The organism is Novosphingobium olei (assembly GCF_012927405.1).
In the GTDB taxonomy this organism is placed as follows: Bacteria; Pseudomonadota; Alphaproteobacteria; order Sphingomonadales; family Sphingomonadaceae; genus Novosphingobium; species Novosphingobium olei.
The window spans coordinates 574,508-588,799 of sequence record NZ_JABBGM010000001.1 but is presented as its reverse complement, the minus strand read 5'-3'; the positions used below and the strand labels follow the sequence as shown (position 1 = coordinate 588,799).

At 65.2% G+C, this 14,292-nt stretch carries 14 protein-coding genes; 6 read left to right on the top strand and 8 right to left on the bottom strand.

Annotated elements, in window-relative coordinates:
• Positions 1–8: 8 nt before the first annotated feature.
• The 3 genes from HHL27_RS02790 (at position 9) to HHL27_RS02780 (ending at position 2,522) form a co-directional block, all read left to right on the top strand.
• Positions 9–758 carry a 16S rRNA (uracil(1498)-N(3))-methyltransferase gene (locus HHL27_RS02790; RefSeq protein WP_169491825.1) on the top strand — a complete coding sequence of 250 codons (750 nt, stop codon included), beginning with the start codon at positions 9–11 and terminating at the stop codon, positions 756–758.
• A gap of 74 nt (positions 759–832) precedes the next feature.
• A complete protein-coding gene (locus tag HHL27_RS02785) occupies positions 833–2,206 on the top strand; it encodes a glutamate--cysteine ligase (protein WP_169491824.1) in 1,374 nt (457 codons plus the stop codon).
• Positions 2,207–2,222: 16 nt separating this feature from the next.
• Positions 2,223–2,522 (top strand): putative quinol monooxygenase, encoded by a 300-nt coding sequence (locus HHL27_RS02780; protein ID WP_169491823.1) that lies wholly within the window; start codon positions 2,223–2,225, stop codon positions 2,520–2,522.
• A 3-nt stretch (positions 2,523–2,525) separates the two neighbouring features.
• Here the strand turns inward: HHL27_RS02780 and HHL27_RS02775 are convergent, their stop codons facing one another.
• The 5 genes from HHL27_RS02775 to HHL27_RS02755 all read right to left on the bottom strand — a co-directional run bounded on the left by HHL27_RS02775 (position 2,526) and on the right by HHL27_RS02755 (position 8,243).
• The gene (locus HHL27_RS02775) at positions 2,526–3,869 is read right to left on the bottom strand and encodes a protein-S-isoprenylcysteine methyltransferase (RefSeq protein ID WP_169491822.1); all 1,344 of its coding nucleotides are present in this window, start codon (positions 3,867–3,869) and stop codon (positions 2,526–2,528) included.
• Positions 3,870–3,974: 105 nt separating this feature from the next.
• On the bottom strand, positions 3,975–5,306 hold the full coding sequence (locus HHL27_RS02770) for an outer membrane protein assembly factor BamB family protein (protein ID WP_240959268.1): 1,332 nt from the start codon (positions 5,304–5,306) through the stop codon (positions 3,975–3,977).
• A 14-nt stretch (positions 5,307–5,320) separates the two neighbouring features.
• The gene (locus tag HHL27_RS02765) at positions 5,321–6,088 is read right to left on the bottom strand and encodes a tetratricopeptide repeat protein (protein WP_169491820.1); all 768 of its coding nucleotides are present in this window, start codon (positions 6,086–6,088) and stop codon (positions 5,321–5,323) included.
• A 146-nt stretch (positions 6,089–6,234) separates the two neighbouring features.
• The gene (locus tag HHL27_RS02760; protein ID WP_169491819.1) at positions 6,235–7,386 is read right to left on the bottom strand and encodes a glycosyltransferase family 4 protein; all 1,152 of its coding nucleotides are present in this window, start codon (positions 7,384–7,386) and stop codon (positions 6,235–6,237) included.
• Positions 7,383–8,243 (bottom strand): alpha/beta fold hydrolase, encoded by an 861-nt coding sequence (locus HHL27_RS02755; RefSeq protein ID WP_169492096.1) that lies wholly within the window; start codon positions 8,241–8,243, stop codon positions 7,383–7,385. The genes HHL27_RS02760 and HHL27_RS02755 overlap by 4 nt, the downstream gene beginning before the upstream one ends.
• 111 nt (positions 8,244–8,354) lie before the next feature.
• Here HHL27_RS02755 and HHL27_RS02750 point away from each other — a divergent pair, with 111 nt between their 5' ends.
• Positions 8,355–9,767 carry a protein adenylyltransferase SelO family protein gene (locus tag HHL27_RS02750; RefSeq protein WP_169491818.1) on the top strand — a complete coding sequence of 471 codons (1,413 nt, stop codon included), beginning with the start codon at positions 8,355–8,357 and terminating at the stop codon, positions 9,765–9,767.
• A 100-nt stretch (positions 9,768–9,867) separates the two neighbouring features.
• Positions 9,868–11,310 (top strand): succinylglutamate-semialdehyde dehydrogenase, encoded by a 1,443-nt coding sequence (gene astD / locus HHL27_RS02745; protein ID WP_169492095.1) that lies wholly within the window; start codon positions 9,868–9,870, stop codon positions 11,308–11,310.
• A 3-nt stretch (positions 11,311–11,313) separates the two neighbouring features.
• On the opposite strand, the gene HHL27_RS02740 is transcribed toward astD, so the two are convergent.
• Positions 11,314–11,538: a hypothetical protein gene (locus tag HHL27_RS02740; RefSeq protein WP_169492094.1), complete on the bottom strand. Its 225-nt coding sequence runs from the start codon at positions 11,536–11,538 to the stop codon at positions 11,314–11,316.
• A 128-nt stretch (positions 11,539–11,666) separates the two neighbouring features.
• Positions 11,667–12,125 (bottom strand): glycine zipper 2TM domain-containing protein, encoded by a 459-nt coding sequence (locus HHL27_RS02735; protein ID WP_240959265.1) that lies wholly within the window; start codon positions 12,123–12,125, stop codon positions 11,667–11,669.
• A 204-nt stretch (positions 12,126–12,329) separates the two neighbouring features.
• Here HHL27_RS02735 and rarD point away from each other — a divergent pair, with 204 nt between their 5' ends.
• Positions 12,330–13,244, top strand: coding sequence for an EamA family transporter RarD (gene rarD / locus HHL27_RS02730; protein WP_169491817.1), 915 nt, complete (start codon positions 12,330–12,332; stop codon positions 13,242–13,244).
• Here rarD and pyrC read toward each other — a convergent pair.
• A complete protein-coding gene (gene pyrC / locus HHL27_RS02725) occupies positions 13,221–14,258 on the bottom strand; it encodes a dihydroorotase (RefSeq protein ID WP_169491816.1) in 1,038 nt (345 codons plus the stop codon). The genes rarD and pyrC overlap by 24 nt on opposite strands.
• Positions 14,259–14,292: the final 34 nt, after the last annotated feature.

The window sequence follows — 14,292 nt, the reverse complement described above, 5'->3', positions numbered from 1 at the left end:
CTGCAACCATGCCCGCCACCCCTGCCTGGCCGCCTAAGTCGGCACCTCGCCTCTTCGTGCCCGCCCCCCTTGCAGAGGGCGCAACCGTGGCGCTCGACGGGGCGCAGTCGCATTACCTGGGAAAGGTCATGCGCGCAGCCGTGGGCGACGCGGTGATCCTGTGCGACGATACGAGCGGCGAATGGCTCGCTCGTGTGGCCCGGGTGGGCAAGCGCGATATCCAGCTGTCAGTGGAAGCGCTTCTCAAGCCGCGCGAACTGGTCCCGGATTTCTGGCTGTGCCCCGCCCTGCTCAAGAAGGATCGCTTCGATCTCGTCCTCGAAAAGGCGACCGAACTGGGCGTCGCAGCGATCCATCCGGTCCTGACGCGCCGCTGCGTGGCGGACCGGCTCAACGCGGAACGCGCCCGCGCGATCGTGACGGAAGCGGCAGAACAGTGCGCCCGCACCGCGCTCCCCACGCTGGAGCAACCCGTGAAGCTCGACGCGCTCCTGCGCGACTGGCCGGCAGATCGCGCGCTGTTCTTCGCGGACGAGAACGGTGGCGCGCCCGCCGCGGCCGCCTTTGTCGCCCATGCTGGCCCTGCCGCCTTGCTGATCGGGCCGGAAGGCGGGTTCGACGATGCCGAACGCGCAGCGATCCGAGCTCACCCAGCCGCCCGGGCGATCACGCTCGGCCCACGCATCCTACGTGGCGAAACCGCCGCACTGGCCGCCACGGCTCTTTGGATGGGGACAACAGGCGATTGGAACGGGTGATCGTTGCGCTTTCGCAACAATGAATGGCAGCATTGGGACTAGCTAAACCCCCTCGCAACCTCTAACTGGCGCGCATGAGCACGCGGCAGGTTTCAGATAGCAACGAACCGGTAATCGAGAGCCGGGACCAGCTGGTCGCCCCGATGCAGAAGGGCGAAAAGCCGCGAGAGCGCTGGCGGATCGGGACGGAGCACGAAAAGTTCGTCTATCGCACCGACGATTATCGCGCCCCATCATATGCTGAACAAGGCGGCATCCGCGACCTCCTGCTCGCGCTGACCGAATATGGCTGGGAGCCGGTGATCGAGGGCGACAATGTGATCGCCATGTCCGGGCCGGACGGCACGGTCAGTCTCGAACCTGCCGGACAGCTCGAACTCTCGGGCGCGCCGCTCGAGAACCTGCACGAAACCTGCCAGGAAACGGGCCGTCACCTCGCCCAGGTGAAGTCGATCGGCGACAAGCTCGGCCTCGGCTATCTCGGCCTCGGCCTGTGGCCTGACAAGACCCGGGCCGAACTGCCGATCATGCCCAAGGGCCGGTACGAGATCATGTTGCGGCACATGCCGCGCGTGGGGACGATGGGCCTCGACATGATGCTGCGGACCTGCACCATCCAGACCAACCTCGACTATTCGAGCGAGGCCGACATGGTGCAGAAGTTTCGCGTCAGCCTGGCGCTCCAGCCGCTCGCGACGGCACTTTTCGCCAACTCCCCGTTCCTCGAAGGCAAGCCCAACGGCTTCCTTTCCTATCGCAGCCACATCTGGACCGATACCGACGCGGCCCGCACCGGCATGCTCGGCTTCGTGTTCGAGGATGGCTTCGGGTACGAACGTTACGTCGATTACATGCTCGACGTACCGATGTACTTCGTCTTCCGCGACGGCAAGTATATCGACGCCTCGGGCCAGTCGTTCCGCGATTTCCTCGACGGCAAGCTACCCGCGCTGCCAGGTGAAAAGCCCTTGGAGTCTGACTGGATCGACCATCTGTCGACCGCCTTCCCCGAAGTGCGGCTGAAGTCGTTCCTCGAAATGCGTGGTGCCGACGGCGGACCGTGGAGCCGGATTTGCGCGCTGCCTGCGCTGTGGGTCGGCCTGCTTTACGATCAGGGCGCGCTCGATGCTGCGTGGGATCTGGTCAAGGGCTGGGACATGGACGGGCGCGAGCGGCTTCGCGCCGAAGTGCCCAAGCTCGGCCTTGATGCCCCGCTGCCGGGTGGTGGCAAGCTGCGCGATGTGGCGGCCGAAGTGCTGGGCATTGCAAGGAGCGGTCTGGCCGCGCGGGCGCGCCTCAACGATGCCGGCGACAACGAGACAGGGTATCTCCTGCCGCTCGACGAGATTGTCGCCACGGGCAAGACGCCGGCCGAACGGTTGCTCGATCTCTACCATGGCGAATGGGCCGGCGACCTCGGCAGGATCTACCAGGCTAAGAGCTTCTGACGCGGGAGCGACAAGCATGATCATCGTGATGGGTACGGTCAGGGTTCCGGTCGAGAATATCGAGGCGATCCTGCCCGCCATGGAGCGCGTGGTCACCGCCACCCGCGCCGAAGATGGCTGCATTGCCTATTCCTATGCGCAGGACATGCTTGAGCCGGGCCTGATCCACATCGCCGAAAAATGGCGCGACAGCGATGCGCTTTCCGCGCATTTCAAGGCTCCGCACATGGCGGCTTGGGTCGCGGAACGCGCCGATCTTGGCCTTTACGACCGTCAGATCCGCCGCTTCGAGACCGATGAGGGCGAAGCGATCTAGCCGTTAGCGCGCCAGTGCACTGCGCCGTGCCCAGAGCAGTCGCCCCAGCCTGGTGAGCGGGGCGGTAATCAGGCCGTGCTCGGCCATCCAGGCATGATATTCGCGGTACTTGGCATCGGCGGCCAGCAGATGCTTCTCCTCGGTCTTCGCACGCCAGTAGTAAACGCCGCTGACAAGGCCGAGCGTCACGGTGTTGCGGATGACGTCGACCATGGATCCGCTGGTTGCCAGATATGGCATCGAAGTAAGCCACCAGAAGCTGTTCTTGGAAAGATAGGCGGGATGGCGGGTAAAGGCGTAAGGGCCGTTGGTCAGGATGCCGCGATAGGTCAGGTTCGAAAACCGCAGGCCGAATGCGACCGTCGCCCAGGCGTAGATCGCGGTCAGGATCACCATGGTCGCGCCCCAGACCCACAGCAGCGTGGTGTGCCCGGCCAGCCAGTAGTCCCATTCCGCGCTGTGCGGCCGGTAGTCCAGCACGTCGCCGCCACCCATCAGGATGAACGGCGGATAGCAGATCAACGCCGCCACCCATCCCCCGAGGTAGGGGTTGGCCGTGCGGATCTGGGCATCGAGCGGCTTCATCGTCAGCAGGTAGCCGACCATCGCAATCTGCACGTCGATCATGAACATCGTCTCGATCATGACGTTGGTCATCACCACTGGCCCAAGGTGCCAGGCAGCGTTCCAGTCGAACGCGACAACACCCATGAATCCCATCGGCAGGATCGAAATCATGAAGGCGCAGAAGAAGCCCTTCACAGCCCAACCGCGAAGATGATGGGCGACTTCGGCCTTGGAGAAAGGCTCTCGGCCCAGGAGCATGGCGCCGAAGTGCCAAGCCCCATCACGCGGTTCTACCAGCACGCGATCGAGCCATAGCACGTAGGGGACGGACAGGACGATCATCACCGGCCCCGCGATCTCGAGCATGTCCATCGCGAACAGGTATGGGCCCCGCCAGTACCACCGCCCCAGGCAGTAGATAAAGGCGATCAGCGCCCAGGTCGCCCAGAGCCCTGCGATCTTGGTGATCGAAATCTGCGCGATCTCTCGCAGAGGCTTCGGGTTGTCCCAGTCGATCCCGGTCGAGGGGCGGCGATGAACCTTGTCGACCAGCAGCGACCAGAGCACCATCGGAACGCCCGAGAACAGCAGCGCCAAAAGTGCGGCATTGGCGCCATCGAGCTTGGCCCTGGGCCCCGGCAGGCCAAAAGCATCCACGATCGCCGGCCATTCGCGGCATACCATGAGCCAGAACAGCAGGCCGGCCACACCACACAGGCCCACGCCGGCAGAAATGTCGCTTGGCGGCCGGCTGGCCGGGATAGGAGGGCTCATGCTCATGGTCCCGCCCTTACCCGACAGAGCGTGCAGAAACCATGAAGAGACAAAGTGCCAGCAAAGTGTGACTTGGCACTTCCCCTGCTCTGCTGCCCCGCGCGCGGCCGATCAGCGGAAAGCGGTGATCCGCCCGCTGTCGTCCAGCACGTACAGCGTCTGGTTCGCCACGATCGGCGCCAGCGATACCGACGATTTCACTTCGGCAAATGGCGTCACCTTGCCGTCGGCAACCGACGCGGTCTGGATCTCACCCCGCGAGTTCGCGATCCACAGCCGGTTTCCGGCAAGCACTGGCCCGGTCCAGAAGATCGGGTCGATCTTCTTCTTTTCCTTGCGATAGTGCTGAAGCTGGGTCAGCCAGCGGACCTTGCCGTTGGCCTTGGCGATGCAAAGCAGCTTCGCCTCGTCAGTCAGCGTGAAGATCCACTCACCCGCGACGGCAGGCGTCGAAATCCCCGCGAGATTGAGCTCCCAGATGCGCTGGCCGGTGACCAGTTCGTAAGCCGCCATGCGGCCGCCCTGGCCCAGCGCATAGACCCGGCCGTTCTCGATGATCGGATCGGCGTCGATATCGGTCAGCGTCGAAACCGACGTCGCGATCGAGGTGCGCGCCAGCGCATCAGACCACAGTTCGCGTCCGTTCTCATAACGGTAGGCAACGAGTTCGCCCGAGCTATAGCCCGCGACGAACGTGCCTTGGCCCGCCGCCGGTGCAGCCACGCCGAACACGCCCGACTGCGTCACCGATCCGGATTCGTGCCACAACTGCGTGCCGTCATCGACGTTGAGCGCAACGATCTGGTTGTCCTGCGTCATGACGGTCGCCGCGCCGAAAGCGATAGTCGGCGAACCGCGCAGGGGGCCGGCGGGCTTTACCCGCCACTTGATCTTGCCGTCGGCGGCATCCAACCGGGCAACTTCGCCAAGGCCGGTTGTCACATAAACCGCACCGTCGTCGAACGCGGCACCACCACCAAACACGGAAGCGTTGTTGCCGTCCATGCGGATGGCCGTCTTCCACTCTTCGCGACCGGTCGCGGCGTCGAAGGCATGGACGGTGCCTGCGGTGTCCATGACGAAAAGCTTGCCGCCGCCCACGACAGGCGATGCAGCAAGGCGCTCCTTCTTGGACGATCCCGGAATCTGTGCGACCCAGGCCTTGCGCGGCGCATCGCCGATCGCCAGGTGGCCGGTCGCCTTGGCGGCGCTGCCGGCAGCCTGTGCCCATTCAGCATTTGCTTCAGCCGGCGGCAGGACGACGTCCATCAGCGCGATAGATTCGTCGACCTTGGTCCCCGCCTCGATCCGCGAAAGGACGGGCACGCGCTGGCCGATCGTCGGGGTTGCCTTGACCTTGCCCTTGCCGGCACAGCCGCCGAGCGCGATGGCCAGAGCCGTCACGCCAAGCAGCGCGGCGCGCGAAATGCGGTTGCCATTCATCGATTGCATCCTCGTCATTCTGCCGTTGCCGGAGCGACCTTCACGATCGCGTCCTGCGGGTCGTCCACGGCATCGACGCCGAGCTGCCCCGCCAGCTGGCGAACGCGGCGGCGGAGCGATTCCGGAACGGTCTTGTCCTTGGCGATGCTGGCGAAAAGCGCGCCAGCCTGAGCATTGTCGCCCTTGTTCATATAGGCCACGCCCAGCAGTTCACCGGCGTTTCCGAACCAGGGATTGCCCGGAACGGCGAGCGGCTTGAGCCGGTCGATAACCTGCTGCGGCTTCAGCGTGTCAAACTTGAGCGACACTTCCCGCACCGTTGCCAGATCGCGGAAAGGCTGCGGAGCCTTGGTATCTGCGGCGACTTCGGCGAAGATCTTCGCCGCTTCGTCTGCCTTGCCCTGCTGCGCGGCAATCGCGCCCTGCATCGTGCGCGCCGCCGCCTGGTAGCCTGGGCCCGAGCTCTTGACGATCGGCGCAAGCGCCTCGTTGCCGGCCTTCAGATTGCCACCTTCGACCTGATCGAGCGCCTTGGTAAAAGCCTCGCCCTGCTCGCCCGCCACGGTCTTCTGATGGTTGTCATACCACAGATAGCCTGCCAGCCCGAGCAGACCGGCCAGAACGACGGCACCGACCGGGCGGCCCCACTTGCGCAGCACATCGATCGTCTGGTCTTCGCGCAGCGCATCGTCGACCTCGCGCAGGAACACCTCCTGCTGCGCGGCCTGGCGTGCGGCAAACTGGTCGGAACGGGATTGGGGGGTCGTCGGTCTCAGGGCCAAGGCGCTGCTTTCGGTGTTTCGGCGGGGTCGCACGGGCGGGACACCCATTGCGCGCGGTGTTTAGCGGATGAGGCCGCCTTTTCAACTCGAATGATCGTGCACGCTCCTGCCGATCTGCAAGTGAACCACCAATGAAGCGTCACGGCTCAGGGAAAGCGATCGCGTTCGAGCGCCCGTGCATAGACCGCAGCGTAGCGTTCGACCATTCTGGCAGCGTCAAACTCGGCCCGCGATCGGACCTGGTTGGCCGCCCCTACACGCCGGCGCAGAGCTTCGTCAGAAGCGAGTGCTGCCAGTGCGTTGGCAAGTGCCGCCTCGTCGCCTTCTGCCGAAATGAAAGGGCGGTTGTCGGCGCTGACGATCTCGGCCACGTCGCCCACGGCCGGGCTTGCAACAGCCAGTCCGGCCGCCATTGCCTCGATCACGGAAAGCGGGAACTGCTCGCTGTCGGAAGAAAGCGCGAACAGGTCGAACAGCCCGATCGCGTGAGCCGGGTCCGCGACATGCCCGGGCAGGTGGACACGGTGGCCGATCTCCAGCGCCATGGCTTCGGCCAGGATCGCCTCGCGCTCGGGCCCTTCCCCCAGGATCACCAGTTGCCATTCAGGCGGCAGATGAACCATCGCCCGCACCAGCCGGCGCAGGTTCTTGACGGGTCGCAATCCGGCCAGAGTACCAACCCAATATTCGCCCTTGCGCTTGATCACCCGCGGCAGCGCATCGGGCCGCGGCCTCGCGCCATAAGCGCGCGTGTCGATGCCGTTCGGGATGCGGCGTACCTTGCTGCGCGACTGACCCCATACGGAAAGCGCGATGCTTTCCAGACGCTGCGAGGGCACGATCAGCGCGTTGGCACGAGTAAGCGCGATACGGCGGTACCAGTTGCGCGCCGGCTTAAGCCCGCCCGCCTCATCGGCGTTGAACCCATCTTCGTGATGCACCAGCGGCGCAAGGCGATAGCGCGGGGCGAATAACGCGTGCGCCATGACCGCATCCATCGCGCCCCAATTGTACGTCAGCAGCAGGTCGTAACCCTGCATCGCCTGTGCGATCGCCTGCAGGCGGCGCACCGACAGGCGTCCGGCAAGCGCGGGAAAATCATGCAGGACATCAAGCCGTATGCGGGGCGCCACGAACTGCGCCGCGCCCAGTGCGTGCGGCTCTGCCGAAACCACGGCATGCTCCACGCCCGGACCGAAACGGTTGATAAGGTCCACGCTGCGCCGCTCCTTGCCCCCCGGTCCGAAGGTCGAATGGAGATGCAGCACGCGCAAGGGAGCCACCTGGGGCAGACTCATGCCAGCGCAGCGAGCAGCCGTTCGATCGCCGCGACTGCCACCGGCTCGTCAAGCGTCGGCGCATGCCCGACGCGCGCGACCGTGACCAGTTCGAGCTGCGGATTGCGCGCGGCCATCTCCTGCGCCGCCTCGGCCGAAAGTATGTCCGAATGCGCTCCGCGCAGCAGCAGCAGGGGCCGCCCGGCCAAGGCATCGAACGCAGGCCACAGATCAGGGGCGGCCCCTTCGGGCGCGGCATCGAGCGGCTCGGCAATCTTCATGTCGTAGTCGAATGCGATCCGCCCGCCGCTTCCCACCGCCATCGTGCGCTTGGCCATGCGCAGCCAATCGGTGATCGCGAAATCGGGGAAGATGTCGCCCTGCGCTTCGGCAAGAGCGCGGGCCGCGTGCATCCAGGTTTCAAAGCTGCGTCCCTGGCCCACATAGCTGCGGATCCGATCGAGCCCCTCGGTCTCGATCACCGGTCCGATATCGTTGATCACGGCCCCGGCGATCCTGTCGGCGCCGCCCAGTGCCAACAGCATGGTCAGCAGGCCGCCCAGCGACGTGCCGATCGACACGAAGCGCGAAATCGCCTCGGCCTCGAGCAGCGCCTCGATATCCTCGACATACTGGCCCGGATGGTAGGTCATCGGGTCCTTGGCATAATCGCTATCGCCACGGCCGCGCAGGTCGATGCAAAGGACACGCCAGCCAAGGTCCGAAAGATGCTCCGCCAACGCTTCGAAATCACGCGCATTTCGGGTGAGACCGGGCATGCAGAGCACCGGTGGGCGCGCTGGATCGCCCGGATAGTCGCGAAAATGGAGGCGCAAGCCATCGCGGCTGGACCAGCTGCGCACCTGGTAATCGGCCATGGTCGCCAAGATGTCCTTCCTGCTGCGCTCGCGCTCGACCGAACGCAAAACGGACCCGGCCGTCCCAGCGCGTGCTTGCGCGGGCGACCGACGGGGGCCACTAATGCCGCGATGATCCCCGACCCGCAAGACGCCGCCTATCGCCCCGCCCCCCGAATCCGCGCTTTGGCCGACTGGCTCGGCGATCCGGTGGCTGCGGCGGACTTTCCCGAAACGGTGCTGCGCTTGCGCAACGATCGCGCCGCGGCGCAAGTCGGGCTCGCCAATCTGTCGGATGCGCAATGGCTGGACCATTTCGGTCGGTTTTCGCCGCTGGACGACAATCTCCCCCAGCCGCTGGCCCTGCGCTACCACGGCCACCAGTTCCGCGTGTACAATCCGGATCTGGGCGATGGCCGCGGCTTCCTTTTCGCGCAATTGCTCGATGGCTCGGACCGCCTCATGGATCTTGGCACCAAGGGTTCGGGCCAGACCCCATGGAGCCGCCGCGGCGATGGGCGCCTCACGCTGAAGGGCGCCGTCCGCGAGGCGCTCGCCACCGAAATGCTCGAAGCGCTGGGCGTCAACACAAGCCGCACGTTCTCGATCATTGAAACGGGCGAGGCGCTGTGGCGCGGCGATGAACCTTCGCCCACCCGCTCTGCCGTGCTGGTCCGTCTGTCGCACGGGCACATTCGCTTCGGCACCTTCCAGCGCCTGCTCGCGCTCGAAGCCAGAGACGAAATGGCACAGCTGGTGCAATACTGCCTCGCCAACTTCCCCGGAGCCGCCGGCCCCGATGGGGCGAGCCCGGCGACACGGCTGCTCAACCAGGTGGTTGAAAGGATGGCCGATCTTGCCGCGAGCTACATGGTTGCGGGGTTCGTGCACGGCGTGCTCAACACCGACAACATGAACATCTCGGGCGAAAGCTTCGACTATGGCCCCTGGCGCTTCCTGCCGCGCTGGGATGCCGGCTTCACCGCTGCCTACTTCGACGAAGGCGGGCTCTATGCATTCGGCCGCCAGCCGGAAGCGATCCACTGGAATTGCGGGCAGCTTGCCGTTGCGCTCCGCCTTCTGGAAGATTCGCCACCGCTGATTGCCGCTTTGCAGCGCTTCCCTGACCTGTACCGCGAAGCGATGGCCCGCCGCTGGTGCTGGCGCCTTGGCGTCGAACCCAAGGGGCTCGATCCCGACAGCGCGCTGGTGGCCGCCTGCGAACAGGTCATGGTCAGCGACGGCGTCGCGCCAGATGCGCTGCTGTTCGGCTGGCGCGGCGGACGGCGCCCTGCCGATGCGACAAGCGAAGCGGCCAATGCGCTTGCGGATATGCTCGCCGGGTACGTACCCACACCTTCCGATCATCCCTACTGGAACGACGATGTACCGCAGTCGATGCTGATCGAAGAGGTCGAGGCGATCTGGGCTCCGATTGCCGAAAACGACGACTGGTCGGCCTTCCACGCCAAGATTGCCGCGTTGCGCCGGACGGGCGCAGCGCATGGTCCAGCCCCCATGCCGGCTGGACATATCGAAGGATAAGGGTAATCCCCTAATCCCCCGGTCCGGGTTTACCTTCTTTATTTGGTTACCAATTCCGTCCTAATGCGGAACAGCAGCTTGCGGCGGGAAGGCCGCCGTGATGAAGGAAAACGTGGAGCAGACGCCCGTCATTCCCGACGAGATCGTATCGATCGAACCCGCTACCGGCGTCGAATTCTGGCGCGGCAAGGTTGGGGACGTCGACGAGATAGTCGCCCGTGCGCGCAGGACGTGGCCGGCCTGGGCCGCACAACCGCTGTCGACGCGCATAGAACTTGTCCGCCGGTTCGCCAACGAAGTGCGCAAGGAAGCCGACAAGCTTGCCACCACGATTGCGCGCGAAACCGGCAAACCGATGTGGGAAGCCCGCGCCGAAGTCGAAAGCGTGGTCAACAAGGTAGAGATTTCGGTGCGCGCCTATGCCGAGCGCACGGCCCAGCGCCGGCTCGACAGCGCCTTGCAGGGGACTTCGGCGATCCGCCACAAGCCGCATGGCGTGATGGCCGTGATCGGTCCTTACAATTTCCCCGCACACCTTCCCAACGGCCACATCGTGCCCGCCCTGATCGCGGGCAACGTGGTGGTGTTCAAGCCTTCTGAAAAGGCGCCGGCCACGGGCGAATTGCTCGCGCAATGCTTCCACCGCGCGGGAATTTCCGCCGCCGTGGTCCAGGTCCTGATCGGCGGGCCGGCACAGGGCCAGGCGCTTGCCCAGCATGATGGCGTCGACGGCGTGCTCTTCACCGGCTCGGCGCATGTCGGCATCGCCATCAACCGCCGTCTTGCCGGAAACCCGGGCAAGGTCGTTGCGCTCGAAATGGGCGGCAACAATCCGATCGTGGTGTGGGACACGCCCAAGATCGCCGATGCCGCGGCCATCGTCGCCCAGTCTGCCTTCACTACGGCAGGGCAGCGCTGCACCTCGGCCCGCCGCCTGATCGTGAAGAGCTCGATCTACGACGACATCGTGGGTGAAGTGAAGCGGCTTGCCGATCGCATGATCGTCGGCGCGCCGTTCGATGATCCCCCGCCCTTCATGGGTCCGGTGATCGACAACCGCACCGCCGACGGCCTGACCGAGAGCTTCGTCTACCTGCTGTCCAGCGGTGGCCGACCGATCAAGCACATGGTGCGCCTGCACGAAAACCTGCCCTTCCTCAGTCCGGCGATGATTGACGTGACGTCGATCGCGGAACGGCCTGATGTGGAACTGTTCGGTCCGCTGCTCCAGATCGTCCGGGTCGATGATTTCGACGCGGCCATTGCCGAAGCGAACAATACCCGCTTCGGCCTGTCGGCGTCGCTGGTGGGCGGTACCCCCACCGATTACAGCCGCTTCTGGGCGAACGTGCGCGCGGGTGTGGTCAACTGGAACCGCCCGACCAACGGCGCTTCGTCCGCTGCACCATTCGGCGGCACGGGCCTTTCGGGCAACAACCGGCCGAGCGCTTATTACGCCGCCGACTACTGCGCCTATCCCGTCGCCTCGACGGAGATGGAGCAGCCGCGCGCCGGGATCGGCGTGGGCCTGCGCAGCGACTGACGCTTACTGCCCGGCTCGCCCGGTCGGATCGGGCAGCGGCCGCACCGGATCGATCGGCCCGGCGGGCACCATCGCGGCATTGCGCATGTTCTTCTGCGACAGGTCGGGATCGACGAGGAGCTGGCCTTCGATGGCCTCGGTCATCACCGGATCCTCGTTCTGCCTGCGCTCGTCGGGCGCGCTGTCTGCGCACCCCGTCACAAGCGCCAGAAGCGCCAGACTTGCCATCTTGCGACCCGTTCCCATCGACCTGCCCTAGCACGCCGCTGGTTAAGAACGCAAAAAGGAGCGCCCCGGCGAACCGGAGCGCTCCTCGTCTGCCTTGCCCTGGTGCGACCCGAAGGGCTGGCTATGTCTTAGCGGCAGCGCGAACCGCCACGGTCCACTTCACGGCCCAGCAGCGCGCCGCCGGCTGCGCCAAGGATGGCGCCAAGCGTGCGGTCGCCGCGGTAACCGGCCACTTCGCGACCGATCAGCGCGCCAGCCGCGCCACCGACCAGCAGACCCGTCGTGCCATCGTTGCGGCGGCAGTACGTGCGGCCATCCCGCCCGCGCCAGCTCTGCCCGCGGTAGTAATCGCCACGGCTGTAATCACGGCGATCGTAGTCGCTGTAGTAACGACGGCCATAATCGCCGCCGCGATAACGGTCGTACCGGTCATAGTCGCCATAGCGGCCATCGTGGTTCCAGCTCTGCTCGAGCTGCACCGTACGTGCCTGCGGCGTTCCGAAATCGGCGGCCACCGCCGGAGCGACAGCGGTGGTGAAGGTGCCTGCAGCGGCGAGCGCCATCGCGGCCTTGGTCATGATCTTCATGGTTGGTCTCCTGTTCTGGCGGCGCTTCGACCTCTTCGGAGCGGCGTCGTTGGTTCATGTTTAGAAGGTCGAACCTGAACGGAATGCAACGCGTCCGTCAGATTTGCCGAAATCGACGAACCGTTCGTTTGCAGCCATGAGCTGTGCGGAGTGAGCGACGAAACATTGCTTGGCCTGCCAGTCGCTCTCTGCAACAGAGCGGCCATGACGTCTTCCAAGTTGGTCGGCCCGGGTCTTGGCGCCGCAATCCTCGCCTATCTGATCTGGGGCTTCCTGCCCCTCTACTTCCATGCGCTCGTTCATGTGCCAGCGCTCGAACTCGTGGCGTTCCGGATCTGCCTTACGCTGCCATTCTGCCTGATCGTCATCGCCTGGCGGGGTTTTGGCGCTGAACTGCGCGCCGCGCTGCGCAATCGGGCCGTGCTGATACGTTTGTGCGCCAGTGCAGCGCTGATCGCCACCAACTGGCTGATATTCGTCATGGCCGTCGCCAACGGCCATGTCCTCGCATCGAGCCTGGGATACTATATCAACCCGCTGCTCAACGTGCTGATTGGTACAATCTTCCTTGGCGAAAAGCTGAACCGCACGCAGTGGACTGCCGTCGCCGTCGCTGCGGCCGGTATCGCTCTGCTGCTGTGGGGCGCGCTCGACATGCTCGGGATCGCCATGGTGCTGGCGGTCAGCTTCGCGCTCTATGGCCTGATCCGCAAGATAACGCCGGTCGCCTCGGTTCCGGGGCTGACGATCGAGACGATGGTCCTGTTCATTCCCGCAACCTGTGCGGTGATCTGGTTCGCGCTTCAGCCAGCCGGCTCCAGCCTCACCCACGGCGCCGGCACAGCAGGCCTCCTTGCGCTAAGCGGCATCGTCACCGGCGTGCCGTTGCTGCTCTTCGCCTTTGCCGCGCAGAAGCTTGACCTGTCGGTCCTGGGCTTCGTCCAGTTCCTTGCGCCCACGATCAGCTTCCTGCTCGGCACCGTGGTGTTCGGCGAACCGCTCGATACGGTGCGCCTTTCCTGCTTCGTGCTGATCTGGACCGCGATTGCGCTGTTCAGCGCCGACATGCTCCGCCGCCGGCGCATCGAATCGCGCTCAAGAAGCGAAGCGCCAGCCTAGCGATTCGCCGGCATGGAACGGCACGATCATCGTGCCGTTCGCATCGACCGTCTCGGGCACGCTCGTTCCCATGCGCTCCAGCGTTACCGTGCCCTCGTTCACCGGCATGCCGTAAAACGCCGGACCGTTGAGCGAGGCAAAGCCCTCGAACTTGTCGAGCGCGCCTTCCTCGTCGAACACCGCGACGTAGCTTTCCAGCGCATAGGGCGCATTGAAGATGCCGGCGCAGCCGCAAGCCGCCTCCTTCAGATGCTTGGCGTGCGGCGCGGTATCGGTGCCCAGGAAGAACTTCGCGCTGCCCGACGTTGCCGCCTTGCGCAGCGCCAGCCGGTGCTTTTCGCGCTTGGCCACCGGCAGGCAATAAGCGTGCGGACGGATCCCGCCGACCAGCATCGCATTGCGGTTGATGTGCAGGTGCTGCGGCGTGATCGTCGCGCCGATCCGGTCGGATGCCTCTGCCACGAACTGCGCGGCTTCCTCGGTGGTGATGTGCTCGAACACCACCTTCAGCCCGGGCAGCGCTTTCACCAGCGGGATTAGCGTGCGCTCGATGAACACCGCTTCGCGATCGAAGATGTCGACATGCGAATCGGTAACCTCGCCATGGATCAGCAAGGGCATTCCGATCTTCTCCATGCGTTCCAGAACGGCCATGATGTTGGCGATCGCCGTCACGCCATGCGCCGAGCCCGTCGTCGCGTGCGCCGGATAGAGCTTGGCCGCCACGAACACGCCGGCGGTGAAGCCGCGCTCGACCTCGTCCGGATCAGTCGCATCGGTGAGGTAAAGCGTCATCAGCGGGGTGAAATCGACGCCTTCGGGCACCGCTGCAAGGATGCGGTCGCGATAGGCGGAGACGCCGGCAACGTCGGTCATCGGCGGGGAAAGGTTGGGCATGACGATCGCACGGGCGAACTGGCGCGCGGTGTAGGGGAGCACGCCTTTCAGCACCTCGCCATCGCGCAGGTGAACGTGCCAGTCGTCGGGGCGGCGGATCGTCAGAGTCTCGGTCATGGGGCAGACGCTTTGCCACAGCGCGCCGATGACG

Coding starts and splice junctions, on each gene's coding strand:
- HHL27_RS02780 (WP_169491823.1), top strand. CDS start 2,223: ATGATCATCGTGATGGGTACGGTCAGGGTTCCGGTCGAGAATATCGAG.
- HHL27_RS02735 (WP_240959265.1), bottom strand. CDS start 12,125: ATGAAGATCATGACCAAGGCCGCGATGGCGCTCGCCGCTGCAGGCACC.
- HHL27_RS02770 (WP_240959268.1), bottom strand. CDS start 5,306: ATGAATGGCAACCGCATTTCGCGCGCCGCGCTGCTTGGCGTGACGGCT.
- HHL27_RS02740 (WP_169492094.1), bottom strand. CDS start 11,538: ATGGCAAGTCTGGCGCTTCTGGCGCTTGTGACGGGGTGCGCAGACAGC.
- astD (WP_169492095.1), top strand. CDS start 9,868: ATGAAGGAAAACGTGGAGCAGACGCCCGTCATTCCCGACGAGATCGTA.
- HHL27_RS02785 (WP_169491824.1), top strand. CDS start 833: ATGAGCACGCGGCAGGTTTCAGATAGCAACGAACCGGTAATCGAGAGC.
- HHL27_RS02775 (WP_169491822.1), bottom strand. CDS start 3,869: ATGAGCATGAGCCCTCCTATCCCGGCCAGCCGGCCGCCAAGCGACATT.
- HHL27_RS02755 (WP_169492096.1), bottom strand. CDS start 8,243: ATGGCCGATTACCAGGTGCGCAGCTGGTCCAGCCGCGATGGCTTGCGC.
- HHL27_RS02760 (WP_169491819.1), bottom strand. CDS start 7,386: ATGAGTCTGCCCCAGGTGGCTCCCTTGCGCGTGCTGCATCTCCATTCG.
- rarD (WP_169491817.1), top strand. CDS start 12,330: ATGACGTCTTCCAAGTTGGTCGGCCCGGGTCTTGGCGCCGCAATCCTC.
- HHL27_RS02790 (WP_169491825.1), top strand. CDS start 9: ATGCCCGCCACCCCTGCCTGGCCGCCTAAGTCGGCACCTCGCCTCTTC.
- HHL27_RS02750 (WP_169491818.1), top strand. CDS start 8,355: ATGATCCCCGACCCGCAAGACGCCGCCTATCGCCCCGCCCCCCGAATC.
- pyrC (WP_169491816.1), bottom strand. CDS start 14,258: ATGACCGAGACTCTGACGATCCGCCGCCCCGACGACTGGCACGTTCAC.